This window comes from Enterococcus sp. AZ128, from assembly GCF_051714485.1.
GTDB lineage: Bacteria > Bacillota > Bacilli > Lactobacillales > Enterococcaceae > Enterococcus_A.
The window spans coordinates 23,888-48,649 of record NZ_JBIORZ010000005.1; the positions used below are offsets into that span (position 1 = coordinate 23,888).

Consider the following 24,762-nt stretch of genomic DNA (forward strand, 5'->3'; position numbering starts at 1 on the left):
TCATCTATACTCTACAAAAGCGACACTTTGTTCGCCTAATACAAAACTCCAGAAATCCAAGTCTTTAAGACATTAAAGTCGTTATCCAGCAACACTAAGTCGGCTATATAATCTTCCTTAATCTTTCCAACATTTTTTAAACCCAAAATATTCGCTGGAGTATTTGTTGCCATTTGCACCGCATCTTTTAAAGGAATCCCAAATTTTGTACTTAATCTCAAAGATTTGTTCATTGTAACAGTACTTGAAGCAAGGGTTCCATCATGTAGACGAGCAATGCCATCTTTAACTGTCACCTGGTGTCCACCAAATACATACTCACCATCTCCTACCCCCATTGCTTGAAGAGCATCGGTTGTCAAAATCATCTTATCCGCTCCTTTTACTTTATAAAGTAAACGAACAATTCCAGGATGAAGATGTACCCCATCAACAATTGCTTGAACACTTACTGAGTTATCCTCTAAAGCGGCTGTCACCAGTCCAGGTGATCGATGATGTATTGTAGGCATAGCATTAAAACAGTGGGTAATATGAGTTGCTCCTTTTTCAAAAGCAATCTGAGCTTCCTCATACGTTGCATTTGAGTGAGCTATAGCTATAATTACACCTTGCTTTTTTAAAAATTCAATTAAGTCAAGTCCGCCCGGTAATTCCGGAGCAATTGTCATCATTTTAATCAATCCTTCTGCTTCCCTGAATATTTCAGTCATTTCATTTAGATCAGGATACTTCAAAAATTTTGGATTCTGCATCCCCATTTTTTCTATATTAAGATATGGGCCCTCTAAGTGAATTCCTGCAATTTTTGCTCCCTCTTCCTTCCCAACAACCTTTTTTGTTTGTCTAATCATTTGTAGTAAATCTTCCAAAGTAGAACTTACTGAAGTCACTAAAAAACTGGTACATCCAGTTTTTGCACAAGCCTTAGATACCTCCTGTATGCTTCTTGTTGTCCCATCCATCATGTTATAGTTATTTGCTCCATGTATATGGACATCGACCATACCAGGAATTAATAATTGACCACCTCCGTCAATTATTGAATCTTTTGAATTGGCTGTGAAGTCATTGTCGGTGAACACCTGTGTGATTACATCTCCATCAATAACTACTGTTGTTTCTTCTAATTCATTATTTACAAGAGTTTTTACATTTCTAATAACTGTCATTTTCCCCAATCTCCTTCCACATTAATTACTTCAATTTTTTGCAACTCAAGTTTTTCTATCAAATCTTTCGGAAATGATTGATCTGTGATAATTAAATCAATCCCAGTAAAATCAATTTTGTAAGCAGTTCTTCTATTCACTTTTGTACTATCAATTAATAAACATACTTTTTGCGTATTATTAATAATTTCTTCCTTCAAATAAACATCTGTTAATTCCGAGTAAAAGATCCCTTGTTCAGTTATACCTGCGCCACCTATAAATGCAAAATCAAAATTAAACTGTCTAAGTTGGTGTGAAACCGGTTCACCAGATAAAACTCGTGAATTTGGATTAAACAATCCACCAAGTAAATACACTTGATTACTATTTTTTGGTGAAACTGCCAATGCATTATCCATAGAATTAGTTACTATGAATAAATTTTTCTGATCCAAATTAGATGCCAAAAAATTTACCGTAGTTGAAACATCTAGGTAGACAGTCATTTGCGTACCTACCAATTGATATGCTACTTCTGCAATTTCTTGCTTTTCTTTGGCTTGCTTAATCAATCGATTAGAGTAGTTTTCAATTTGTACTTTTAGAATTGGACGTGATACACCCCCTGGATACCTTTCTGCTAGATCATTCTCTACTAACTTCAGAATATCCCGTCGGGCTGTATCTTTCGAGATAGAGAATATTTCCATCAACTCTTCTTGAGAAACTTTTTGGCGCTCTTCTAGCATCTTTAAAATTTCAGCAATTCTTTCTTTTTGATTCATAAAGCATTCTCCTAAAAACGTATATTTAATTTTAAAAAACTCGTATTTTAAGTTTTTGTAAGTTTATTATACAACATTTTAAAGTTTTTGTAATCCGAAGTGATCTTTTAGGTTCTGTTGCAAAGTTTTTGTTGAAACGTTTTTTCCGGTATAATTGTAGAAAATTGACAGTACTCGGAGGACGTTCATGAAGAATTTATTTAAAGGGAGACACTATCCGTATAAAATCATTAAAGAAGCAGTCGTTATGTATTGCCATTACCCTTTGAGTTATCGTGAATGCGCAGAGCTACTAGCTTATTATCGGATTCGTGTCGACCACACAACCATCTATCGCTGGGTGCAACACTATGGAAAGATTCTTTATGGTTTGTGGAAAAAACAACTTCGGAAGCAACAGTTTACGGATTCTTGGCGCATGGACGAAACGTACGTCAAGATTAAAGGTAAGAACCATTATTTGTATCGTGCCATTGATTCGACAGGTCAATCCTTGGGTCTATGGTTACGAAAACATCGGGATACACAAGCAGCCAAAGCCTTTTTCAAACGGTTAGTTCGAGATCACGGACAGCCTCGGGCACTCGTTACGGATAAGTATGCGGCTACCTTAAAGGCGCTTCGAGCGTTGCAAGAAGAAAGGATTCTGCCAAAGGATTTAGAGCACCGAACCGTTAAGGTTCTCAATAATATTTTGGAACAAGATCATCGGTTAATCAAAAAAAGAGTGCCAAAATCTTGCGGTTTTCAAACCATGCGAACTGGGAAAGCCACTCTTCAAGGGATTGAAGTACTGCATGCATTAGACAAACAAAGTCGAAGCGACGAAAATCGCTCCGACCATTTTTTGTGGGATAAATTTGATGAATTGTTCCAAGCTGTTTAGACGATCCGCTGAAAATTGGGGAAGTCTGTCCTCTAATAAATCTTTGCAACAGAACTGAACAAACAATTAGCTATGGAAAATGATGTTTTAAAGCAAGCAGCGCTGATTTTCGCACAAAAGTCCAAGTAATCAGCGCGAACAAGCACAAGTATTCCATTTCTGCTATGTGTAAATTATTAAAAGTAGCTCGCAGTAGTTATTACTATGAGGCACAAGGCATTCAAAAATCGAATGAAGCAGAATTGGATTGTGCAACGATTGATGAATTCTATAAAAGTAGAAGGAATTATGGTACAAGGAAGTTAAAAAAGTCGTTGGAAACCCTAGGTTTCTCTGTCTCTAGAAGACGTATCGGTCGCATCATGAAAAAGTACAACCTCGTCTCAAACTATACGAAACGACAGTTTAAAAAGACAAAACCAAAAGTGAATGAAGCACCAGACAAAAATGTGCTAAACCGTGAATTTACAAGAGAAATTCCCTTAGAAGTGATTATTACTGATTTGACTTATGTACGAGTAAAACAGTCATGGCATTACATCTGTTTACTTGTTGATTTATATAATCGTGAGATTATCGGTTACAGCTCAGGCACCAAAAAAGACGCACAATTAGTTGAACGGGCATTTTTTACGATTGATCGGCCGTTAGAACAGGTTAAGTTATTTCACACAGACAGAGGTAGTGAATATGACAACAAATTGATTGATGAAATTTTAGAATCCTTTGATATCAAGCGCTCATTAAGTAAAAAAGGCTGTCCACACGACAATGCCGTAGCAGAAAGCACGTATAAATCAGTCAAAATTGAGTTCGTGTATCAACACCAATTTGAGTCACAAAGCCAACTAGCTATTGAGCTTTTTCAATATGTCTATTGGTGGAACCATTATCGCCTACACGGCTCATTAAACTATCAAACACCGATTGGGTACCGGCAAATAAACGAAAAGCAATTGGGAGAAGTTAAATAACGACCAGGAAATTGAAACACCTTATAAAAGTTGTCCAAAAAAGTGTTGCCATTCCATTATCCCTTCTTCCTAAATTGGACTACTTTCACCTCATCCGAATATACCATAAACGGCACACAAAAACCCCACTCCTGCAGCAAGCTACGGAGTGGGGAAATTGAAAGAAAGTGAGGTATGAATGGCCTCGTAAGTAGTATACCACAATCCCTGTCGGGAGGTCGTAATCATTTGCTTGTCACAATTCCCAATTGGATACTTCCTCTAACCATAGAAAATACTTTTCCGCATTTTGTACATCTCCAACAAAAAGAAGCGTTAGTCCGCTGAGCTCTGCTTAGTATCTCGCCACAATCACATTTGATATATGTAGGTGGCCAAGACAGTTTCTTACTGAACTCAGTAAGTGGTGCCATATTTGGATCGAAACATTCACGTCCATCGATCATTTGTGGTTCCTCTTTTCCTAAATTTGTACCTATTATACAACTTCTCGAGAAGCAAAAAAAGACCTCTCAGACTAATTGAGAGGTTTATATGCTATCTCACAACCAACACATTACACGGCGCATGGTTGACAACATAGGCGGTCGTAGAGCCTAGTAATAAACGAGAAAATGCTCCGGCTCCTGTTGCGCCCATGACGATGAGGTCTATGTTATTCTCCTCAGAATACTGAATGATGCAAGCTTTTGGATTACCATTCATTAGCTCAAAGTGAAATTCAATATCTGCAGGAACTTGTTTTTTTGCTTTTGCCATGGTGCGTTTCGCACTGCTTCTGTTGTCATCTAAGAGAAGCTCTAATGTTTGGGTATTCGTTGCCCATGGACTAAAGTTAATTGCTGTAACTAAAAACAATTTAGCGGAATTTCTCTCTGCAATTGATATTGCCTTTTCCAATGCTTCGAACGCTTGATCAGACCCATCCAATGCAACTAAGATATTTTTATACTTTTCTGTCATGTAACCGCCTCCTTTATTTGAGTATAAAGGAGAACGACCTATTTAGAAAAATCATCTGCTCGAAAAAAGGGTTCTGTTGCAAAGATTTATTAGAGGACAGACTTCCCCAATTTTCAGCGGATCGTCTAAACAGCTTGGAACAATTCATCAAATTTATCCCACAAAAAATGGTCGGAGCGATTTTCGTCGCTTCGACTTTGTTTGTCTAATGCATGCAGTACTTCAATCCCTTGAAGAGTGGCTTTCCCAGTTCGCATGGTTTGAAAACCGCAAGATTTTGGCACTCTTTTTTTGATTAACCGATGATCTTGTTCCAAAATATTATTGAGAACCTTAACGGTTCGGTGCTCTAAATCCTTTGGCAGAATCCTTTCTTCTTGCAACGCTCGAAGCGCCTTTAAGGTAGCCGCATACTTATCCGTAACGAGTGCCCGAGGCTGTCCGTGATCTCGAACTAACCGTTTGAAAAAGGCTTTGGCTGCTTGTGTATCCCGATGTTTTCGTAACCATAGACCCAAGGATTGACCTGTCGAATCAATGGCACGATACAAATAATGGTTCTTACCTTTAATCTTGACGTACGTTTCGTCCATGCGCCAAGAATCCGTAAACTGTTGCTTCCGAAGTTGTTTTTTCCACAAACCATAAAGAATCTTTCCATAGTGTTGCACCCAGCGATAGATGGTTGTGTGGTCGACACGAATCCGATAATAAGCTAGTAGCTCTGCGCATTCACGATAACTCAAAGGGTAATGGCAATACATAACGACTGCTTCTTTAATGATTTTATACGGATTGTCAATCCCGACTTTCAAATGTAATTTTTTGCCGGTGAAAATATGCTAGTTTTTACCGATTCTTTTGCTTTTCTCATCTGTGGATGTCTGAAGAACTTCCTTATCAAGCAAGTAGTCTTTCATACGATAGGATCTTCCAGTAATCTTGATTAGCTGGGAATGATGGACCAATCGGTCCAATATGGCATTTGCCAACGTTGGATCTGAAAATACTTCTCCCCATTTCGATAAAGGTATATTGGTCGTAATAATAGTCGATTTCGTTTCGTATCTCCTGGCGATTAGCTGAAAAAAGAGATTTGCTCCGACCTCAGAGATCGGTAAATAGCCAATTTCATCAATAATGAGCAGTTTATATCGGCAGTAATTTTTTATTAACGCTTCATGCCGATTTTCTTGATAAGCTTTTGTTAATCGCTGAATTAGATCATTGCACGTAATAAAATAGGTGCTGATTCGTTGGCGACAAGCTTCCATACCGATTGCTGTTGCTAGATGTGTTTTTCCAACGCCGCTGCTACCGATAAGCAAAATATTCTCTTGTCGCTCCATAAAATGCAGGCTGGATAAGTCCAGCATCTGCCGTTTGTTTACACTAGGCTGATAATCAAAGTCAAAATCTGCCATTCGTTTTTCGTATGGAAAGTGCGAAGTTTTAATATTGATTTTTTCTGCTCGCTGTTTTCTAAATTCTAGTTCCCGTTCAGTTAATGAGTAAAGAATATCGATCGTGGACAGCTCTTTCGTTTTTTCAGATTCTAAAAAATGAGGGAGATACTCTTTGATTTGATCTAGCTTTAAAGCGGTTAGATTATCTAGTAAATCTTGGTATTGTGACATGGTGCCTCCTAATATAAATTGTCATATAGTTTCAAATTTTCTTGAACATATCGCGTAATTTCTTCATCAGATTTTGTACGGTAGACATCGGACTTTAAAATTTCTTGCATATCATCCGAATGATAGTTAAACTTTTTCTGGCTTAAGAGGTGCCTTTGAATGCTTTCACCGTTATAATGAATAGTAAGTTCGCCGGCAACAGCTTGTAGAGAAACTGTCTTGCCGATATAGCGAACAGGTACGGAGTACTTACTCTTTTGATAAATAACGAGCGATTCTTTGGATACCTTACGAGAGAGGATATCTTGTGTATAGGTCGTTAGTAACTTTGAATCAAAAGGTAATAAGTGCTCTTTTTCGTGTGCAGCGAATTTCAGTATAGGCGGACCATCAATTGCTTAAGAGTGCTCTTTATTCAGTTCTTCATTGAATTCAAAAACAAGATCGATCAAATCATCGAGTGTATCAAATTCACCGTTGTATACTTTTAGCTGCTCAACGGTTCGGGCCAAAGCTTCCACCTTTCCTTTTGTTTGAGGTCTATAGGGGCGACAGGCAATTGGTTTGAATCCGGCATCTTTACTGTATTCATAGAACCTTTGGTTCCAAGAAACTTTTCTAAACTGTGTTCGACTCTGGTCAACGACTGTACGCATATTATCAAACCAGATTTCATGTGGGATCCCTTCAGAAGTGAGAAAGGCATTGTTCAAACAACGAAGTAGGGTATCTTGTTTTCTGTCTAGTGTTAATTCGATATATTTCCAACGCGAGAATCCTAGAACATATAAAAATAAATTGATTTGAAACCGTTGGCCCGAGCGATTGTAAAGAACAAGATCCTCTTTCCAGTCAACCTGTGCAGACAAACCAGGCTGTGTTTCAATTCGGATCGTCGCTTTTTGAACATGTGTTTTTCGCAATTGACTACAATAGTCTCTTAAAATAGAATCTTTTCCTTCGTATCCTTTTTTCTTGATAAATCGATAAATCGCTGAAGCAGAACAACCTAGTTCTACTTTTTCTTGAATGATTGTTCGAAAAGGATCTAATTTACTTGGTCTTTTTTTGGTGCAGATTTCCTTTTAGATAGATCATTCACGTAATAGCGTTTTACTGTACGCGGATCACATTCGAACTGTCTTGCCAAGTGGGTGCTGAATTGTAATATTAATCGCAACAAAGAACCCATCAAAAATTTCTAGTAAAATGAGTTTAGGATAACAAACTACTAGGAGTGATTTTGATGGGTTCACACAAAAAGCTTACACGAGATAATCGAAAATGTATAGAGACGATGATTTATGATGCCAAGAGTATTCAAGAAATAGCGGACAGAATTGGTGTTAGCCGAACAACGATTGATCGTGAGTTGAAACGAGTACCCGAAGATTTGATCTATAATGCCGACAATGCGCAATTAGATGCGGAAATGAAGCGCAGTGCCTGTGGTGCGAAGTCCAAATGGACTTCTGAATTCGCTTATCAGATTGAATGTGATCTTGAAGACAGCTGGTCCCCTGAACAAATTGCGAATGATCGTCAAATAGTTTCATTCAAAACCATTTACAATTGGCTCTATGCCGGTATTCTTAATGTGTCTAAACAGTGTCTGAGACATAAAGGCAGAAGACAAGAAAAACAAGAAGAGGCACGAGGCAAAATGACTGTAGGGCATACCATTGATGAACGCCCAGCTTCTGTGTCAACTCGAGAAGAATTTGGACATTGGGAGTTGGACACAGTTGTTTCTAGCAGAGGGGAAAGTAAAGCCTGCGAAGCAACGTTTATTGAACGGAAAACACGCTTTTATTGGGCGATCTCAATGAGGGATCGTACCGCGAAGTCAATGGCACAAGCGATTAAAGCTTTTGTGCAAGACCTAGGGAGTCACAAGGCATTTTTAAGCTTTACGGTCGACCGTGGGAAAGAGTTTTCTTGCTGGAAAGAAATTGAGAAAGATTTAGACGTACCTATGTATTTTTGTGATCCATACTCCCCATGGCAACGCGGATCTAACGAAAATGGGAATGGTTTATTTAGAGAATTCTTCCCTAAGGGAACTGATTTTTCAAAGGTACCCCCTACGGAGAAACAGGAAGCATTACGCAAGATAAATATGCGTCCTAAAAAAACATTGAACTGGAAAAATTGTTGGGAAGTCTTTCAAGAAGAAATGTTGCAATTAATTTGACAATTCAGCAATTGACGTCCCAAGAAATTCGTTATCGAAAAGCCGAAACACAAAGAAAAATATTAAAACGCGCTATGTTCCCTTATCATAAACGTCTCCATGATTTCAATTTTGATTTCCAACCAAAAATAAAAAAAAGTGAAATTCAAGATTTAGTAACTTTGCGCTTTTTAGATACCTATGACAATATTCTTTTCATCGGAAATAGCGGCGTGGGGAAAACACACTTAGCTGTTTCTATTGGCTTAGAGTGTATAGATAGGGTGTCACCGTCAAGTTAAATTGAGCCATTTTTGCTCATTAATTTTGAGCCACATTCTCCGGTTTCTTTTTTGACTCGAAAATGCCTTCTCGATGTTTTAATCGATAACTGTCTCCCGACAGTTGGATAATTTCAGATCGTTGAATAATGCGATCCAGAATGGCTCCGGTGATAATTTCATCCCCAATCAACTGTCCCCAGTCATTTGGGGATTTGTTTGATGTCAAAATAATTGATGTATTTTCATAGACTTCATTAATGAAATGAAAGAATAGATTTGCTTCATTTTTATCCATTGCCATGAACATGAGATCATCTAGACTTAATAGATCGACTTGTTTCATCCGTTTGATTCGATTCGCAGAACGAGTTGTAAATTCTGCAGTTTTTAGTAAGTGAACCATTTCCCCCATAGGAACGAAAACAACTTTATAGCCTGCTTGAACGGCTGAAATTCCTAGTCCTACGGACAAGGAGGTCTTTCCTGTCCCTGTGGGACCTAAGAGAACGACATTATACATTTGTTCCACCAAAGTCAGTTCTTTTAACTTATTAAAGTTTCTCTTACTCAGAGAAGGCTGCTCTTCTAAAACAAACTCGTCTAATGTTCGATGATAAGGGAATGTCGCTTGCTTCATTCGGCGAATCATTGCTTTCTCTTCTCGTCGCCGTATTTCATACGTTAACAGTGTCATTAAAAATTCTGTCGGTGTTTGGTCGTCTTCTGTTGCTTGTTCAATGAATTCTGGTAAAACTTTCGCTGTTTCTGAGCAATGAATACGCGAAAGTAACTTTGAAAGTTCAGCTACTTTTTTTGACATCACAGTTCTCCTTCTAATAGTTCTGTGTAATCGGATAGCTTGCGAACCTCGGGTTTAATGTGAAGTAGCTTTTCTTTTGTTTGCCTGGAAATAACCGGTAAATCATTTATAGATATTTCTTCAGATATGGGAACCTGGTGTGCCTGTTTCGTCAATCGGATAAGAATCTCTCTAAATTCTGTTGCTGAGAAAATGTGCTTTTGTAAACATTGAGCGAGTGCAGCATCTATGAATGTTTGTAAATTTGTTTGGCACAATGTATCTATTAACTCAAGTTGATCTCGTGTATAACGCGGATATCGTTGATGAATAATTCCCAGATATCTTTTTGCTTCATCTTTTTCTGTAAATCTTTTGGATACGCGCTCAATAAGATGGGTTATCGAATGCGTTCGATCTCGTTCATGGCTTCTATTTTTGATAAGTCGGCCAGTTTCTGAACAAATAAAATGTGTCGCTATTAGCTCGCCTGTTTTAGGATCAAAAATAAGGAGCTGCTCATTTTCAATTTTCACACTAACATAGGACAGACGATTGTAAGTGTTTCTGGGGACAGAATAGCGATTAGTTAAGTATTTAATGGTGTTGTCCTTATTAATTCTCCGAACCTCAAGGTTCGATACTCCCTCAGAATGTGTACCTTTCTGATTCATAGAAAAAGCAGGAATTAGATAGCTTTGTTCTTCCTTAAACACCTGTTCAGGGATCCGTTTCGTTGTATTGTGAATTTTTCCATTACCAGTCCTCTTTAGCCAAGCTAAGGCTTGGTGATTCCAAGATTCTAAGTCACTATAGATACGATTTTTGGCGAAGTTGTTTTTGATAAAGCCAATGACATTTTCTATGCGACCTTTGGATTCTGGATCCGACCCGCGACAAGCATGTATCTTAAATCGCTGTGTTTGGCGATAAGTTTCAAGCTGTGGGGTAAAAATAATATCGCCATAGTTCTCGTTGATAAATAAGGTACGATCTTGATCATAAACGATTGTTTTTGGTTTTCCTGAAAAGTGCTGAAACGCATGTTCATGTGCCTGTATTACTTCTTCTGTTCGATAAGGATGATCCCACCACTCCATATATTTGTATCTTGAATGTGATAGAACAAAGGCGACAACATACAGTTTGATTCGGTGCTTATTTTCAGTGGTTACCCAGATTTGTCCAAAATCAATTTGAGCTTGTTCTCCCATTGGAGGGTCAGGAATCGCTTCATATTGTCGTTGGTGTACTTGCTTAGGCAATTGGTACTCTTCCCGAAGATTCTTCACATATCGTCTGAGTGTACTTTCTACTATATTCTCAAAGCCGCGTTCTTCTAACCAATCTTGAATTTGAGCAGTTGTTAAATCAGGATAGGTTCTCAACCATTCTAAGATTCGTTCTTTGTGTTCATCTAACTTCTGTTTTCGATGTTTAGTAGAAGCGAGCCATGTAGTAAATGTTTCCACATCCTTATCACAGTACTTAGCGACTGTGTTTCTTGAAATGCCCAGTTGTTTTGCGATATTTCGTTGAGAAAAGCCTAAGGCTTCCAATTCTTTTATTTTTGAATAAATCATAAATTTTCTCTCCACCTGTTTTGCCTCCGATAAATTAGTCTTTACTAGTTTATCGGAAATAGCTGATTTTATAGGTGGCTCAAAATTACTGAGCATTTTTGGCTCACTTTAGTTTAGCAGTCACATAGGGGATTAAGTTGTTTGTTTATCACCAGTACAGAGCTTGTCAATCGGCTCATTCGAGCGCATAAGCGTGGAACAAGTGACACAATGCTTAAAAAGTACGCAGGATATGCCGTATTAATTATTGATGAAGTGGGCTATTTACCATTTTCCAAAGAAGGATCTAATTTACTATTTCAATTAATCAACATGCGCTATGAGAGGAAATCGACAATTATTACTACAAATATTCCACTTTCTCAATGGTCGGAAATATTTGGAAATAAGAAATTGACAAATGCTTTATTGGACCGATTGGTCCATCACTCTAAAATTATTCAAATTACAGGCCCTTCTTATAGAATGAAGAGCTATAGCGAAGGCAAAGCGAAAGAAAACAAATAATGCAGAAGACCAAATACCTACATTTTCAATGGCCCAAAACCAACATTTTTTTGTGGCCCTTGACAGGATAGTGTCTCCCTTTAAATAAATTCTTCATGAACGTCCTCCGAGTACTGTCAATTTTCTACAATTATACCGGAAAGAACGTTTCAACAAAAACTTTGCAACAGAACCGCTGTTTCTATTGGTTTAGAGTGTATAGATAGAGGGTTAAGTTGTTTATTTATCACCAGTACCGAGCTTGTTAATCGGCTCATTCGAGCACATAAGCGTGGGACAAGTGACACCATGCTTAAGAAATATGCAGGATATGCCGTATTAATTATTGATGAAGTGGGCTATTTACCATTTTCCAAAGAAGGATCCAATTTACTATTTCAATTAATCAATATGCGTTATGAGAGGAAATCGACAATTATTACTACAAACATTCCGCTTTCTCAATGGTCGGAAATATTCGGAAACAAGAAATTAACAAATGCTTTATTGGACCGATTGGTCCATCATTCTAAAATTATTCAAATTACAGGACCTTCCTATAGAATGAAAAGCTATAGCGAAGACAAAGCGAAAGAAAAAAAGTAATACAGAAGACCGAATACCTACATTTTCAATGGCCCAAAACCAACATTTTATTGTGGCCCTTGACATCTTTGTTCTTATGCGTGTTCTTCAACTTCTCAAAGAGTTCATCATATTCATTGTTCAATGCTATCATGAGTTCTTCGTCGCCGCCACAATCAGGATGAAACTTTAGCGCAAGTTTTTTATACACTTTTTTCAATTCTTCCAAGGTCTCAATTTCTGAAATATACGTTGTCATGATGATTCGCTCCTTTTTGGTTTATTTTTTTGAAAACCATTTTTTTTGAAGATTTAGGAAGGGGTGGTGTTTTGATTTTCTAATTGTCGCTGATTCATTGTCAGTCTCTCCTTTTATTGGTTTAGAGTATGGTTCATTTTCTTCGTGAGTTTGAGGTTTTGGGTGTGAAGCAGGCAGACAGCAGACACCAAGAAAACACAAGGGCGAGCTTGCTCGTGCAGTTTACCCTTGTGTTTTCGACTGGCTGTTGTATGATCGCAAGGACACAAAACCACTCACGAAGAAAATGGTCTCTACCCAATAGTAGGTATGACAATAATCAGCTATCGGACAATTAGGAACTGCTTTTGACTTTGACCCATTCTCTTGAATTTGTAGGCAAATCATCAAATCTTCCGTAGCGGCGGTGGTTGGAGCGAAGGAAGAAACTCGCATAAATTTCATACAAAAAACCAGCTAAACGCCTTAACAATAAGGTTTTTAACTGGTTTGTATGGTATAATATAAGTTGACAGTAAAGTTTAATGACGGTGGCTATCCAATCGAAAGTGAGGTGGTGCATATGTGTGTACTTCCAAAATCTGTAGAAAGGAGACGCCTGTTGTCTGTTTCAGATAGTTTGCAATTGATGATTGCTTTTGGTGGCTTTACGCTAACCTTAATCACAACCATTGTTGCAATTCTGAACTATAAAGACAAAAAATAGCCGTCAGCTTTAGCGAGAGACAGGCTATCTTTTGAATAGTTAATATTTGCCACCGTTCTTTAAACGGTGCTGTCTAAGAGAGGTTGCGATTACAACCTCTCTTTTCTCTTGTATTATACCATATTTGCATACGAAAACCAATTTCGGGCTTTGCCCGGATTGCGTCAAAAATTTGTTGGAATTCGTATTTCTCCAAAATAGGGTAATGAATGAAACCTTGATAAATCAATAGAATCTATTTAATCACGCTAGCTACTCTGTTGCGTGTACCGGTAATTAACCCATTTTCCAATAATGGTAATTTGGCAAAAAAACTTTGATCTATGGTTGGTTTTGGACGATTGACACGTTTGTCTAATCGCTGAACTCGAGACTCTTTTTGAATCTCCTTGTTTTTCAATTCTAAGTGAACCATTAGGTTCCCTTTATTCCTTAGAAATACACGCATTTTAGCGATATTGTTCGCTCCGATTTTACTCCATCCTAACGGACGAGAACTTAATCGTGAAGACAGAATATGGCTCACATGACCTTCGGCGCTGCAGCCTATATAATCGACATTATGTTGATTTTGAATTGCTTCCCAGTTGCCTAAGAGATATCTTTGGGCTTGAGCGATTTGCTTCCTTTGATTTCCAGACAGCGTATGATCCTCTAAACGACTAGTAAAGAACGCTTGAACAAAATTCTTGTGGTTCTTATTAATCCAATCAAGCAGTATTGGTGCACCTGATGATAGACCTGTACATGCTTTTTTCACATATTTAACTGTATGAAATTGATCTAAAACAAACATTGTATTCGGAATGTACTTCGCCCCTTCTTTAATCCATGAAGCTCCGTCACCGGAGAAGTAAATACGATCAACTTTTTCAAAATCATATGAATCGTCAAGATACGCATAAACTTCTTCCCAAAGACGTTGTCCATCTGGATAAAGACCGCTGAAATAATGACAATTTTTTAACCAGAGGCGCTTTGTCTGTACTAAATTAGATTGATAGCCTTCATGAACATAAACAAGCTTCATAAAGCGATTCGTTCCGTCTTGATAAGCAACATGGTCTTCATCAGCTTCAATGAAAAGCACCTTTGGTGTTTTGTCCCGTCGCTGTCCAGAAACAATCAAGTTCTCCCCATCTAGTCGATGAACCACATTTTTAACCGTCGCTCTACTTGTTATTCCAGAATGTTGGAATTGATCGACAGTTTGCTGGTAAGAACGTTCTGTGGCTGTTTCTAATATCTGTGATTTTAAGCCAGTATCCATCCGATCGTAAGGTAAAATCCCTAAATATTCATCCAACAAGTAAGAGAAGTGTTGGTCTTTCTTATGTTTGAAATACGTACGATTAAGTTCAACTGGGCCAAGCATCGTCGCGCAGATTTTCGTGTCTTCATTTCGTTGAATAAACCATTCTTGCTTTCTGACAGAAGACTGCCGTAAAGCAGAATCTGCTTCAATAATCAGTGTTTCAATCATAGAAACACCGATTTCATGGACACATGATTGAATATTTTCTACAAGTTCTGTGAAGTTCACATCATGATTTTGGATTCCAACAAATTGACTGATTTTCTCCGCAGCTTGTTGTACAATATTCATAAGAGATTCCTCCATGTTGATGTTTTAAGGTTTTGAACACCTTGATTTTAACACACCTGGAGAAATCTCTTTTTTATTTTCCAACAATTATTTTACGCTAACTATACTGGCTCAGATTGCAAATCTAGGATACACTACGATATCATAAAAAAAGAAGTGCTATTTTGATTCCTAAAGCTTATAATTTTAGTTAGGTGGTTAGCAATTTGAAAGGGTCAATATTTTCCAATGATATTCCTTTTTTACCAATACAAGCTGGATATATTCTTAGTCTAGGCATATTTATTTTTTATGCACTTAGATTCTATATACTAGGACGTGTCTGAAAAGTCTTTACTGAGTCAATTTGAAGATGGCTGCCACATAAACAAACGATAAAAATGACTTTGCTAATTTGTCATAGCGTGTAGCGACACGTCGAAAATGTTTGATCTTATTGAAAAAACATTCAATTAAATGGCGTTCTTTATATAAGAACCAATCCACTTTCCATGGATTTTTTGCATTTTCTCTCGGAGGAATCGTATAAGTGCCACCTCTTGAAGAAATCCATTCACGTATTTCTTCTGATCCATAGGCTTTATCGCCAAGAATGTTGCTTCCTGTAATTTCAAATTGTTCTAACAATGGGATTGTTGGAACAGCGTCATGAGTTTGTCCGCCAGTTAAAAGAAATCCGAGAGGATTTCCTAACCCATCCACCAAGGTATGAATTTTCGTCGTTCTTCCACCTCGACTGAGTCCTATGTGTTGATTCACTTCGTTGAGTTCAGCGTTTTTTTAGCTCCTGCACTATGTTGATGAGCTTTTACTGAGGTGGAGTCGATACTGATTGTTTCAAAATCCGGTTCTACTTGGAGAACTTGGAAGATGACTATCAACAATTCACTATCTCTCCAGTTGCAAAAGCGGGTGTAAACAGTCTTCCAAGAACCATATCGTTCCTCTGGTAGATCACGCCAAGCTGCACCGCTACGAGCGATCCAAAGAATAGCATTAAACGCGGTACGATTATCTAATTTAGCGGGACGACCTGTTCGATATTTGGGAAATAATCCGCTGATTTGCATCCATTGCCCATCACTCAATTCGTACCGTCGGGGTGGCACCATTAGTTACCCTGCTCCATTCATTTTTAATAGAGCATATCATAACTCTATTAAGTTTTCAGACACATCCTAGTAAAGAAAAACAAAAGTCTATTGTTAATAAAGCAACAGTTTCTGACGAAAAAGAAATATTATATGAGAAGATTTTGAAAGAAAAATAAAAACAAATTAATGATTTAAAAAATAATAGAGATCAGCAATTAACGGCCAAAGACGAACAGATAAAAAGCTTAGTAGAATCACAAAAGCAGATCCAAAATCTGTTAGACCAGCAACAACGACTAGCTTTGCAGGATAAAAAATTGCTAGAAGAGTACAGGGCGGAAATCAACGACTTAAAAGCCCTTAACATTCCCTCACAAGCGTTTGAAAAAGAAGAATCGAGAAATCATCAATCGCAAGACGTGCTACGTACGGTAGAGGAGAAAAAAGAATCTTCTAGGAAATGGTATAAATTTTGGAAGTAATCGAAAAAATAAATGTAGGAGGAAAGAAACATGGATTTTGACGAACAATTTGAAGCGGTTATGAAGAAAGCCGAAGAATGGGGAACAGGATTCAAAAAAAGTAGTTTCTACAAAGAACTACCAAAAAAATACAGAACAGAAGCTGAATGGATTATTGAGCGATATACGGATTTTATGTTTGGTTATTATGATAGACTTCCAGGAAAATGGACACAAGCAGATACGATAGACGTAGTTTCTTACTATTTTCCAAAGAAAATAAGCTCAGACGAAGCCTTTTTTAAAAGCGTTGTTCCGGTTTTGACGCAATTTTTTTACTATCTAGCATCAGAGAGACTCATCAAGAACGAATATACTCTGATAAGAGGACTCCAGAAAGCCGAACAATCTTTGTTTGAAAATATGTCCGATCCTGCTATGTGGGGCCCTGCCAAACAACTAGCCATGTCCGCCGAAGAGTTTGGCGTGGATCTAAGCAATCAAGACGAATTAGATGCCTTTGTCGCAATGCTGAATCAACAATCAGGAGCTACGCAGAAATTTGAAGAGGAAAAGAAAAAAATGAACCGCTCACCGATAACAGTCACTAAAATTGGCCGAAATGATCCCTGCCCTTGTGGGAGTGGCAAAAAATACAAAAAGTGTCATGGATTAAATGGCAAGATAATAAATTTCCCAGAAAAATAACAAAACCTCTATTCAACCAACAGCCCAACTTCACAAAGAAACGAGGGCTTAGAATCGCTGTCTGCCGCCCTTTTTGAGTTGGAAACGAGGTAGACCAATTGAGAATCACAAAGTCGGACGTTGGAGGGGTTGGGAAACGGAGCACTTTTTTTAATAGCGGTTATGTAAACAAACCGATTAAATAACAACGCATGCAATAGTTAACCTTATATTATATTTAATGAATATACTATGTTTAATAGATAAAAAGAAACTAAAATAGACATGGGGGTAGCTTCTAAAAAAGAAAAATCCTTGACGAATACATTGTTAAAAACAGGCATAATTAGGGGTACATGGAACATAGAAACGAAATAGTGCGGTAGAAAAGCGAATGAATGTAGTATAATTCTACAAATCATTCGCTTTCTTTATTTTGCTGAATTGTAATATTAATCGCAACAAAGAACCCATCAAAAATTTCTAGTAAAATGAGTTTAGGATAACAAACTACTAGGAGTGATTTTGATGGGTTCACACAAAAAGCTTACACGAGATAATCGAAAATGTATAGAGACGATGATTTATGATGCCAAGAGTATTCAAGAAATAGCGGACAGAATTGGTGTTAGCCGAACAACGATTGATCGTGAGTTGAAACGAGTACCCGAAGATTTGATCTATAATGCCGACAATGCGCAATTAGATGCGGAAATGAAGCGCAATGCCTGTGGTGCGAAGTCCAAATGGACTTCTGAATTCGCTTATCAGATTGAATGTGATCTTGAAGACAGCTGGTCCCCTGAACAAATTGCGAATGATCGTCAAATAGTTTCATTCAAAACCATTTACAATTGGCTCTATGCCGGTATTCTTAATGTGTCTAAACAGTGTCTGAGACATAAAGGCAGAAGACAAGAAAAACAAGAAGAGGCACGAGGCAAAATGACTGTAGGGCATACCATTGATGAACGCCCAGCTTCTGTGTCAACTCGAGAAGAATTTGGACATTGGGAGTTGGACACAGTTGTTTCTAGCAGAGGGGAAAGTAAAGCCTGCGAAGCAACGTTTATTGAACGGAAAACACGCTTTTATTGGGCGATCTCAATGAGGGATCGTACCGCGAAGTCACTGGCACAAGCGATTAAAGCTTTTGTGCAAGACCTAGGGAGTCACAAGGCATTTTTAAGCTTTACGGTCGACCGTGGGAAAGAGTTTTCTTGCTGGAAAGAAATTGAGAAAGATTTAGACGTACCTATGTATTTTTGTGATCCATACTCCCCATGGCAACGCGGATCTAACGAAAATGGGAATGGTTTATTTAGAGAATTCTTCCCTAAGGGAACTGATTTTTCAAAGGTACCCCCTACGGAGAAACAGGAAGCATTACGCAAGATAAATATGCGTCCTAAAAAAACATTGAACTGGAAAAATTGTTGGGAAGTCTTTCAAGAAGAAATGTTGCAATTAATTTGACAATTCAGCGGTAAGAACCATTATTTGTATCGTGCCATTGATTCGACAGGTCAATCCTTGGGTCTATGGTTACGAAAACATCGGGATACACAAGCAGCCAAAGCCTTTTTCAAACGGTTAGTTCGAGATCACGGACAGCCTCGGGCACTCGTTACGGATAAGTATGCGGCTACCTTTAAGGCGCTTCGAGCGTTGCAAGAAGAAGGGATTCTGCCAAAGGATTTAGAGCACCGAACCGTTAAGGTTCTCAATAATATTTTGGAACAAGATCATCGGTTAATCAAAAAAAGAGTGCCGAAATCTTGCGGTTTTCAAACCATGCGAACTGGGAAAGCCACTCTTCAAGGGATTGAAGTACTGCATGCATTAGACAAACAAAGTCGAAGCGGCGAAAATCGCTCCGACCATTTTTTGTGGGATAAATTTGATGAATTGTTCCAAACTGTTTAGACGATCCGCTGAAAATTGGGGAAGTCTGTCCTCTAATAAATCTTTGCAACAGAACCAGCTGTATTAGGTGTGGAGATTACAGAACTGATTGATTTACCAAACAGTTAAACTTACTTTGCTAAAAGGATAAATATAGAAAAATGCCAGCCACCTACTTTCATTAGGAGCTGGCATTTTTCTGATGTACTTCAGTACGAAGTGTAGCAAGAGTATAAAATATTTTGGAGAAGTATGCAACAATAGTATGATCGTCATTATAAATTTTTGTATACCGTACTATTTGTATATCTTACTATTTGAATACAAGTAGTAAGATATACAAATTTAGCTATTTTTGCTTTTTCTTCCTATCACGTGATTCATAGGTCTTCATATACATTTCGAACATGGTTCTTTGTTCTGGTTCGATTTGATTTTCAAGTCGATCTAAAAGAGAGGCAACTAAATCGTCTTGTGTTTCAAATTCTAGTGTGTTTTGTAAAGCGTTAATTCTATTAACATTATACTTTTGAAGTCGTATTGTACTATACACTTTATTTTTTCTTGGCCGGCCAACTGTTTTTGATTGAGAAGACTCGTCTTTGATTTCGTTCTGGACAGTGGTCTTCTTTTGTTTAGAAAACTCATCTAAGTTAAAAGTTGACTTGGGTTCAGAAAGTGGTGTTTCTTTGATTTCTTTAGTTTTTTTCTTTCTATTAGGATCTCTTTCAAATTCCATATTAGTCTTCGACCTCGATTCTCTCAATAAACTCATTGGCTATTGCACTGTAAAGTTCATGTATACGTTTATCATGATAATCCCAAGTGTCCGTAATATCCGGATCAGCAATTCCTTCTCTATCATATCGTTTTAGGCGATCTCTATGCTTAACAATATTTGTAAAGACGTTCTTTGTTCCGAAAATTTCGATCGAATCCTTAATAATTTGATTATCTACGCCAGAATCATTTTTCATTAATACTGGAAGAATACCAGCGATTCCAAAATCTACATTTTCATATTTGTTATAAAATGTCTGAGCATATTCCCAAAAGGCTAATGCCCCATCTAGAGAACGTTGCTGAGTTTGCAAGACAACAACAATTAAGTCAGAACTATATATAGCTGAGTTTGTATAAATAGATATAGTTGGTGGACAATCAATAATTATGAGGTCATATTGTTCTTCAATTTCGCTTAGTAGATTTGAAAAATGAGCGATTCTACTTTCCTTATAGTCTGATTCATCAGGTGGAAAAGTTAATTCAAGAAAATCTGGGTAATCGACAAAGTCTTTGTTTGAGGGTAATAAAAACAAGTTGTCCATAATTTTTACTACTGAGGGTTCTAAGTCGTTTTCTTGAATAGCGACCATCATTGTTTTATCGATGTTCAAGGGTTCTCCATGTTGTCGTCTGTAAGTCCTATTTAATAATTGAGTAGAGTTTGCTTGAGGATCTAAGTCACAAAGTAGGACTTTGTAACCTTCTTTTGCTAATTCATATGAAAACATTACTGAGTTTGTCGTCTTACCAACGCCGCCTTTAAAATTTCCAAAAACTATTTTCTTAACCAAACTGATCCAACCTTTCTAATTTTAATGTCTATCATTTCTTACTACAAAAATACTATACCATAAATGATATTTTGCTACAACAAATATTTGTACTGGATTACTATTTGTATATTTGCATACTCTACTATTTGCATATTTGTATTCTTGTATATTAAACTAAACTACTATTTGTATACTATACTATTCGTATATCTGTATACGGTAATAAAAGAATATAGAAGATTGATTTATTAGGGTATGAAGCATGTATAGGTTGGATGAATTGCATTTTGTATATTGTACTACATTACTATTTGTATACATGTATATCCTACTACATGATTTAACTTATATTTGTATATCTGTATATTTGTATATTAGTATATTAGTATACGGAAATTTTTTTAGGGGTATTCTCAGTGGTAATTATGGGGTACAATTTCTTTTGAAAAATAAAAGAAGACGAGTCATAAAGTGAATTGGCGTTCACTTTAAAAAATCGTCTTATTGTGTTCTTCTATTTTTTTCAAAAAAAGAAAGTGATTGGTAGTCACTTTGCTATTTAAAATCGTAAAGTCATTGTAGCTCTTTTTTCGAAAAAAATCAATAGTTGAAGGCTTGTTTAGGTGTGCTCTAATGCACTTTATTGCCTTTTTTACTTAACTTTGGAGAACACTATTATTTAGTGTTCTCTATTTTTTATGTCTGGAGGTATGCCAAATGAATTTAACTAGTGTTTATGCAGCGGTTTTGAAGAACGGTTTACGCAAATATAAATATAAAAACAGCAAACTCAAACCGGCCGGAACGGTCGAAGGTAATAAAGGCGCGATTTTCAGTTATCGATCGAAGGATCTCATGATCCAGGGCCGAGGTGTCGTGATTACCTCTGAAGAGGCCTTGACTGAGAACGAAGATCAATTCACTCACTGGACGCCAAACGTCTTCAGTTATGGCACATACACCAACAGCGACCGTCAATTTGTTAAAGGACACAATGAGAATAATCTGTGTCAAATCAACACTTTTGTTGTCGATATTGATATTGCAGGCGAAAAATTTAATCACGGTGAAATCGTTCTTGCGGCGTATGATCGCATGGGATTGCTGCCAACGATGATTTTAGATACTCCAAAAGGATACCAGGTTTATTTCGTTTTACGTGACGCTGCGTACGTAACTAAAAAGAGTAATTTCAAAGTGATCAATGTTGCAAAACGTATCTCTGAAAATATCCGCAAAGAATTAGCGAAAGACCTTCCAGGCATCGATGTAGGGTGTAATCATTTTGGAATCGCTAGAATTCCGCGAAATGACAATGTTCTCTTTTTCGAAGAGTCGTACTCTTATTCGTTTCAGGAGTGGTTGAATTGGTCAATGACTCAAGCTGAAGACAACAAAGCGGAAGTCATTCCTTTTCCCCATCAAAAGAACGAAATCCGCCAGCTAGATGAAAAGTGGGTTGATCTATTGATGAACTCTGAAAAATTAATCGGCTCAAAGGGTGTACTAGGTCGAAACAACGCTATTTTTACCCTTTCTTTGGCGTACTATGCTTCTAAATCACCAATTGAAACGTGCGAATACAACATGATCATGCTGAATGATCGTTTAAAAAATCCACTCAAAGAGTCTGAAATCAAGCGGATTATCAAGAGTGCTTACTCGTCGAAGTATGAAGCAGCATCGAAAGAGTATATTCGCGAGATTTGCCATACCTGGATTGATTCAAATTTGACTGACGATCAATTATTTTCACAACCCAAAGGGTGGTACAAGTTCAAGAAGGAACGTAAAGAACGCGTGAGATCTCATTCAAAAGAGTGGCAACAAGATATCCTTGCCTATTTGTCGAGCCAAAGTCATACGTATAAACCGTTTGTTTACTCCACAAAGAAAGAGATCCGCGAAGAAATCGGAGTACCAGAACGATCTTTCGACGCAGCGCTTAAAACGCTGAAGGAAAAGAACCAGGTATTCTATCGAGTGACTCGTGGCCGCGGCGGCGGAATTATGATCGCTTCGGTCAAGGCTCTTATGAGAACGATCATTTTAACAAAGAAAGAAGTGCGTGAAGCTTATTTTGAGGCGATTAGAGAGGAGTTCCTCGTGCCAGGTACGTTAGTTCAAAAGGTATTTTATCAGTTATTACCAGCTAAAAAAGCATACACAGAAATCGAATTAATCAGTTTGGAATCAGGCTAAAAGTTAAACCCGCAAAGTGCCTATACATTATATCTATGATACGTCTCCTATGCTTTTTGACCGTTTGATTCTGCGCCTTAGCGCTTGTTGCCTTAGCAACTATTTGGGCTGTCCTAAGCTCCCAGAGTCTACCAGTTTTTAGCTGGGCCTTAGCCCAAGGACTAGCCTTCGTCTTTTTAGTTATTATGAACGTGCATGGACTTTTTGATTAAGCTTTACTGTTGGTGATCGCTAGGGTAGGGTTAAGATATTCTGATGGATTGGTTTAAAAATAGTTTATGGGGAAGTGATTTTAGTGTTAGCAAAAACTGTACACGTTGGGGGACATGGAACATAGAAACGAAATAGTGCGGTAGCATGCAAAATCCGAACATTACTAAAATTCTTCTACATTTAATGGACGTAATTTACCGTTGGATAATTTGTCTTCATACTTAAACGTATACTTGCCAATAAAATTGATATGATGTCACCGTCAAGTTAAATTGAGCCATTTTTGCTCATTAATTTTGAGCCACATTCTCCGGTTTCTTTTTTGACTCGAAAATGCCTTCTCGATGTTTTAATCGATAACTGTCTCCCGACAGTTGGATAATTTCAGATCGTTGAATAATGCGATCCAGAATGGCTCCGGTGATAATTTCATCCCCAATCAACTGTCCCCAGTCATTTGGGGATTTGTTTGATGTCAAAATAATTGATGTATTTTCATAGACTTCATTAATGAAATGAAAGAATAGATTTGCTTCATTTTTATCCATTGCCATGAACATGAGATCATCTAGACTTAATAGATCGACTTGTTTCATCCGTTTGATTCGATTCGCAGAACGAGTTGTAAATTCTGCAGTTTTTAGTAAGTGAACCATTTCCCCCATAGGAACGAAAACAACTTTATAGCCTGCTTGAACGGCTGAAATTCCTAGTCCTACGGACAAGGAGGTCTTTCCTGTCCCTGTGGGACCTAAGAGAACGACATTATACATTTGTTCCACCAAAGTCAGTTCTTTTAACTGCTGAATTGTCAAATTAATTGCAACATTTCTTCTTGAAAGACTTCCCAACAATTTTTCCAGTTCAATGTTTTTTTAGGACGCATATTTATCTTGCGTAATGCTTCCTGTTTCTCCGTAGGGGGTACCTTTGAAAAATCAGTTCCCTTAGGGAAGAATTCTCTAAATAAACCATTCCCATTTTCGTTAGATCCGCGTTGCCATGGGGAGTATGGATCACAAAAATACATAGGTACGTCTAAATCTTTCTCAATTTCTTTCCAGCAAGAAAACTCTTTCCCACGGTCGACCGTAAAGCTTAAAAATGCCTTGTGACTCCCTAGGTCTTGCACAAAAGCTTTAATCGCTTGTGCCATTGACTTCGCGGTACGATCCCTCATTGAGATCGCCCAATAAAAGCGTGTTTTCCGTTCAATAAACGTTGCTTCGCAGGCTTTGCTTTCCCCTCTGCTAGAAACAACTGTGTCCAACTCCCAATGTCCAAATTCTTCTCGAGTTGACACAGAAGCTGGGCGTTCATCAATGGTATGCCCTACAGTCATTTTGCCTCGTGCCTCTTCTTGTTTTTCTTGTCTTCTGCCTTTATGTCTCAGACACTGTTTAGACACATTAAGAATACCGGCATAGAGCCAATTGTAAATGGTTTTGAATGAAACTATTTGACGATCATTCGCAATTTGTTCAGGGGACCAGCTGTCTTCAAGATCACATTCAATCTGATAAGCGAATTCAGAAGTCCATTTGGACTTCGCACCACAGGCACTGCGCTTCATTTCCGCATCTAATTGCGCATTGTCGGCATTATAGATCAAATCTTCGGGTACTCGTTTCAACTCACGATCAATCGTTGTTCGGCTAACACCAATTCTGTCCGCTATTTCTTGAATACTCTTGGCATCATAAATCATCGTCTCTATACATTTTCGATTATCTCGTGTAAGCTTTTTGTGTGAACCCATCA

The 24,762-nt window shown here is 37.7% G+C and carries 22 protein-coding genes and 6 pseudogenes; 11 read left to right on the forward strand and 17 right to left on the reverse strand.

The features are described from left to right. Positions 1-35: 35 nt before the first annotated feature. Together nagA and IGI38_RS23640 are read right to left on the reverse strand one after the other, a co-directional pair. On the reverse strand, positions 36-1,172 hold the full coding sequence (gene nagA, locus IGI38_RS23635) for an N-acetylglucosamine-6-phosphate deacetylase (protein ID WP_438734421.1): 1,137 nt from the start codon (positions 1,170-1,172) through the stop codon (positions 36-38). Then, on the reverse strand, positions 1,169-1,939 hold the full coding sequence (locus IGI38_RS23640) for a DeoR/GlpR family DNA-binding transcription regulator (RefSeq protein ID WP_438734422.1): 771 nt from the start codon (positions 1,937-1,939) through the stop codon (positions 1,169-1,171). Before IGI38_RS23640 ends, nagA begins: the two co-directional genes overlap by 4 nt. 187 nt (positions 1,940-2,126) lie before the next feature. Here IGI38_RS23640 and IGI38_RS23645 point away from each other — a divergent pair, with 187 nt between their 5' ends. Next, on the forward strand, positions 2,127-2,825 hold the full coding sequence (locus tag IGI38_RS23645; RefSeq protein ID WP_438734424.1) for an IS6 family transposase: 699 nt from the start codon (positions 2,127-2,129) through the stop codon (positions 2,823-2,825). A 57-nt stretch (positions 2,826-2,882) separates the two neighbouring features. Next, positions 2,883-3,766 (forward strand): annotated as a pseudogene (locus IGI38_RS23650) (IS3 family transposase); the annotation flags it as partial. 570 nt (positions 3,767-4,336) lie between these two features. Here the strand turns inward: IGI38_RS23650 and IGI38_RS23655 are convergent. The 5 genes from IGI38_RS23655 to istA (IGI38_RS23675) form a co-directional block, all read right to left on the reverse strand. After that, positions 4,337-4,762, reverse strand: coding sequence for a universal stress protein (locus IGI38_RS23655; RefSeq protein WP_438734425.1), 426 nt, complete (start codon positions 4,760-4,762; stop codon positions 4,337-4,339). A gap of 125 nt (positions 4,763-4,887) precedes the next feature. Continuing rightward, complete coding sequence (locus IGI38_RS23660; RefSeq protein ID WP_438734426.1) at positions 4,888-5,577, reverse strand: IS6 family transposase; 690 nt, start codon at positions 5,575-5,577, stop codon at positions 4,888-4,890. 27 nt (positions 5,578-5,604) lie between these two features. After that, positions 5,605-6,399, reverse strand: a complete 795-nt coding sequence (gene istB / locus IGI38_RS23665; RefSeq protein ID WP_438734428.1) for an IS21-like element helper ATPase IstB — start codon at positions 6,397-6,399, stop codon at positions 5,605-5,607. Between the two features lie 8 nt (positions 6,400-6,407). Then, positions 6,408-6,794, reverse strand: coding sequence for a Mu transposase domain-containing protein (locus IGI38_RS23670; RefSeq protein WP_438734462.1), 387 nt, complete (start codon positions 6,792-6,794; stop codon positions 6,408-6,410). Positions 6,795-6,797: 3 nt separating this feature from the next. Then, positions 6,798-7,478, reverse strand: coding sequence for an IS21 family transposase (gene istA, locus IGI38_RS23675; RefSeq protein ID WP_438734463.1), 681 nt, complete (start codon positions 7,476-7,478; stop codon positions 6,798-6,800). Between the two features lie 167 nt (positions 7,479-7,645). On the opposite strand from istA (IGI38_RS23675), the gene IGI38_RS23680 reads away from it, so the two are divergent. Beyond that, a complete protein-coding gene (locus IGI38_RS23680; RefSeq protein WP_438725454.1) occupies positions 7,646-8,593 on the forward strand; it encodes an IS30 family transposase in 948 nt (315 codons plus the stop codon). Then, positions 8,590-8,874 (forward strand): ATP-binding protein, encoded by a 285-nt coding sequence (locus IGI38_RS23685; RefSeq protein ID WP_438734429.1) that lies wholly within the window; start codon positions 8,590-8,592, stop codon positions 8,872-8,874. The genes IGI38_RS23680 and IGI38_RS23685 overlap by 4 nt, the downstream gene beginning before the upstream one ends. 19 nt (positions 8,875-8,893) lie before the next feature. Here the strand turns inward: IGI38_RS23685 and istB (IGI38_RS23690) are convergent, their stop codons facing one another. Continuing rightward, complete coding sequence (istB, locus tag IGI38_RS23690; RefSeq protein WP_438734431.1) at positions 8,894-9,676, reverse strand: IS21-like element helper ATPase IstB; 783 nt, start codon at positions 9,674-9,676, stop codon at positions 8,894-8,896. Then, a complete protein-coding gene (istA, locus tag IGI38_RS23695) occupies positions 9,676-11,238 on the reverse strand; it encodes an IS21 family transposase (protein WP_438734432.1) in 1,563 nt (520 codons plus the stop codon). Before istA (IGI38_RS23695) ends, istB (IGI38_RS23690) begins: the two co-directional genes overlap by 1 nt. Before the next feature lie 135 nt (positions 11,239-11,373). On the opposite strand from istA (IGI38_RS23695), the pseudogene IGI38_RS23700 reads away from it, so the two are divergent. Both IGI38_RS23700 and IGI38_RS23705 read left to right on the forward strand, forming a co-directional pair. Beyond that, positions 11,374-11,745: pseudogene (locus IGI38_RS23700) on the forward strand (ATP-binding protein); the annotation flags it as partial. A gap of 174 nt (positions 11,746-11,919) precedes the next feature. Next, positions 11,920-12,330 (forward strand): annotated as a pseudogene (locus tag IGI38_RS23705) (ATP-binding protein); the annotation flags it as partial. Positions 12,331-12,376: 46 nt separating this feature from the next. On the opposite strand, the pseudogene IGI38_RS23710 reads toward IGI38_RS23705, so the two are convergent. Together IGI38_RS23710 and IGI38_RS23715 are read right to left on the reverse strand one after the other, a co-directional pair. Continuing rightward, positions 12,377-12,568 (reverse strand): annotated as a pseudogene (locus tag IGI38_RS23710) (molecular chaperone DnaJ); the annotation flags it as partial. A 222-nt stretch (positions 12,569-12,790) separates the two neighbouring features. Further along, a complete protein-coding gene (locus tag IGI38_RS23715; protein ID WP_438734433.1) occupies positions 12,791-13,012 on the reverse strand; it encodes a hypothetical protein in 222 nt (73 codons plus the stop codon). Positions 13,013-13,130: 118 nt separating this feature from the next. On the opposite strand from IGI38_RS23715, the gene IGI38_RS23720 reads away from it, so the two are divergent. Further along, positions 13,131-13,274 carry a putative holin-like toxin gene (locus IGI38_RS23720; RefSeq protein WP_438734434.1) on the forward strand — a complete coding sequence of 48 codons (144 nt, stop codon included), beginning with the start codon at positions 13,131-13,133 and terminating at the stop codon, positions 13,272-13,274. Positions 13,275-13,509: 235 nt separating this feature from the next. On the opposite strand, the gene IGI38_RS23725 is transcribed toward IGI38_RS23720, so the two are convergent. Together IGI38_RS23725 and IGI38_RS23730 are read right to left on the reverse strand one after the other, a co-directional pair. Continuing rightward, a complete protein-coding gene (locus IGI38_RS23725) occupies positions 13,510-14,880 on the reverse strand; it encodes an ISLre2 family transposase (protein ID WP_438734435.1) in 1,371 nt (456 codons plus the stop codon). A 333-nt stretch (positions 14,881-15,213) separates the two neighbouring features. Next, positions 15,214-15,992 (reverse strand): IS5 family transposase gene (locus tag IGI38_RS23730; protein ID WP_438734436.1). Its coding sequence is split into 2 segments (ribosomal slippage): positions 15,214-15,662 and positions 15,662-15,992, totalling 780 coding nucleotides; the frame shifts between segments, so codons are not numbered across the junction. A gap of 1,037 nt (positions 15,993-17,029) precedes the next feature. Between IGI38_RS23730 and IGI38_RS23735 the strand changes: the two are divergent. The 3 genes and pseudogenes from IGI38_RS23735 to IGI38_RS23745 form a co-directional block, all read left to right on the forward strand. Continuing rightward, positions 17,030-17,143, forward strand: a pseudogene (locus tag IGI38_RS23735) (SEC-C metal-binding domain-containing protein); the annotation flags it as partial. A gap of 507 nt (positions 17,144-17,650) precedes the next feature. Continuing rightward, positions 17,651-18,598 (forward strand): IS30 family transposase, encoded by a 948-nt coding sequence (locus IGI38_RS23740; protein ID WP_438734437.1) that lies wholly within the window; start codon positions 17,651-17,653, stop codon positions 18,596-18,598. A gap of 15 nt (positions 18,599-18,613) precedes the next feature. After that, positions 18,614-19,048, forward strand: a pseudogene (locus IGI38_RS23745) (DDE-type integrase/transposase/recombinase); the annotation flags it as partial. Positions 19,049-19,376: 328 nt separating this feature from the next. On the opposite strand, the gene IGI38_RS23750 reads toward IGI38_RS23745, so the two are convergent. Both IGI38_RS23750 and IGI38_RS23755 read right to left on the reverse strand, forming a co-directional pair. Beyond that, a complete protein-coding gene (locus IGI38_RS23750; RefSeq protein WP_438734438.1) occupies positions 19,377-19,766 on the reverse strand; it encodes a DUF5388 domain-containing protein in 390 nt (129 codons plus the stop codon). A 1-nt stretch (position 19,767) separates the two neighbouring features. Next, positions 19,768-20,604 carry a ParA family protein gene (locus IGI38_RS23755; protein WP_438734439.1) on the reverse strand — a complete coding sequence of 279 codons (837 nt, stop codon included), beginning with the start codon at positions 20,602-20,604 and terminating at the stop codon, positions 19,768-19,770. Positions 20,605-21,303: 699 nt separating this feature from the next. On the opposite strand from IGI38_RS23755, the gene IGI38_RS23760 reads away from it, so the two are divergent. Beyond that, positions 21,304-22,788, forward strand: a complete 1,485-nt coding sequence (locus tag IGI38_RS23760; RefSeq protein WP_438734440.1) for a primase C-terminal domain-containing protein — start codon at positions 21,304-21,306, stop codon at positions 22,786-22,788. Positions 22,789-23,291: 503 nt separating this feature from the next. Here the strand turns inward: IGI38_RS23760 and IGI38_RS23765 are convergent. Both IGI38_RS23765 and IGI38_RS23770 read right to left on the reverse strand, forming a co-directional pair. Continuing rightward, the gene (locus IGI38_RS23765; protein ID WP_438734441.1) at positions 23,292-23,855 is read right to left on the reverse strand and encodes an ATP-binding protein; all 564 of its coding nucleotides are present in this window, start codon (positions 23,853-23,855) and stop codon (positions 23,292-23,294) included. Next, complete coding sequence (locus IGI38_RS23770) at positions 23,813-24,760, reverse strand: IS30 family transposase (RefSeq protein ID WP_438725454.1); 948 nt, start codon at positions 24,758-24,760, stop codon at positions 23,813-23,815. The genes IGI38_RS23765 and IGI38_RS23770 overlap by 43 nt, the downstream gene beginning before the upstream one ends. Positions 24,761-24,762 lie beyond the last annotated feature (2 nt).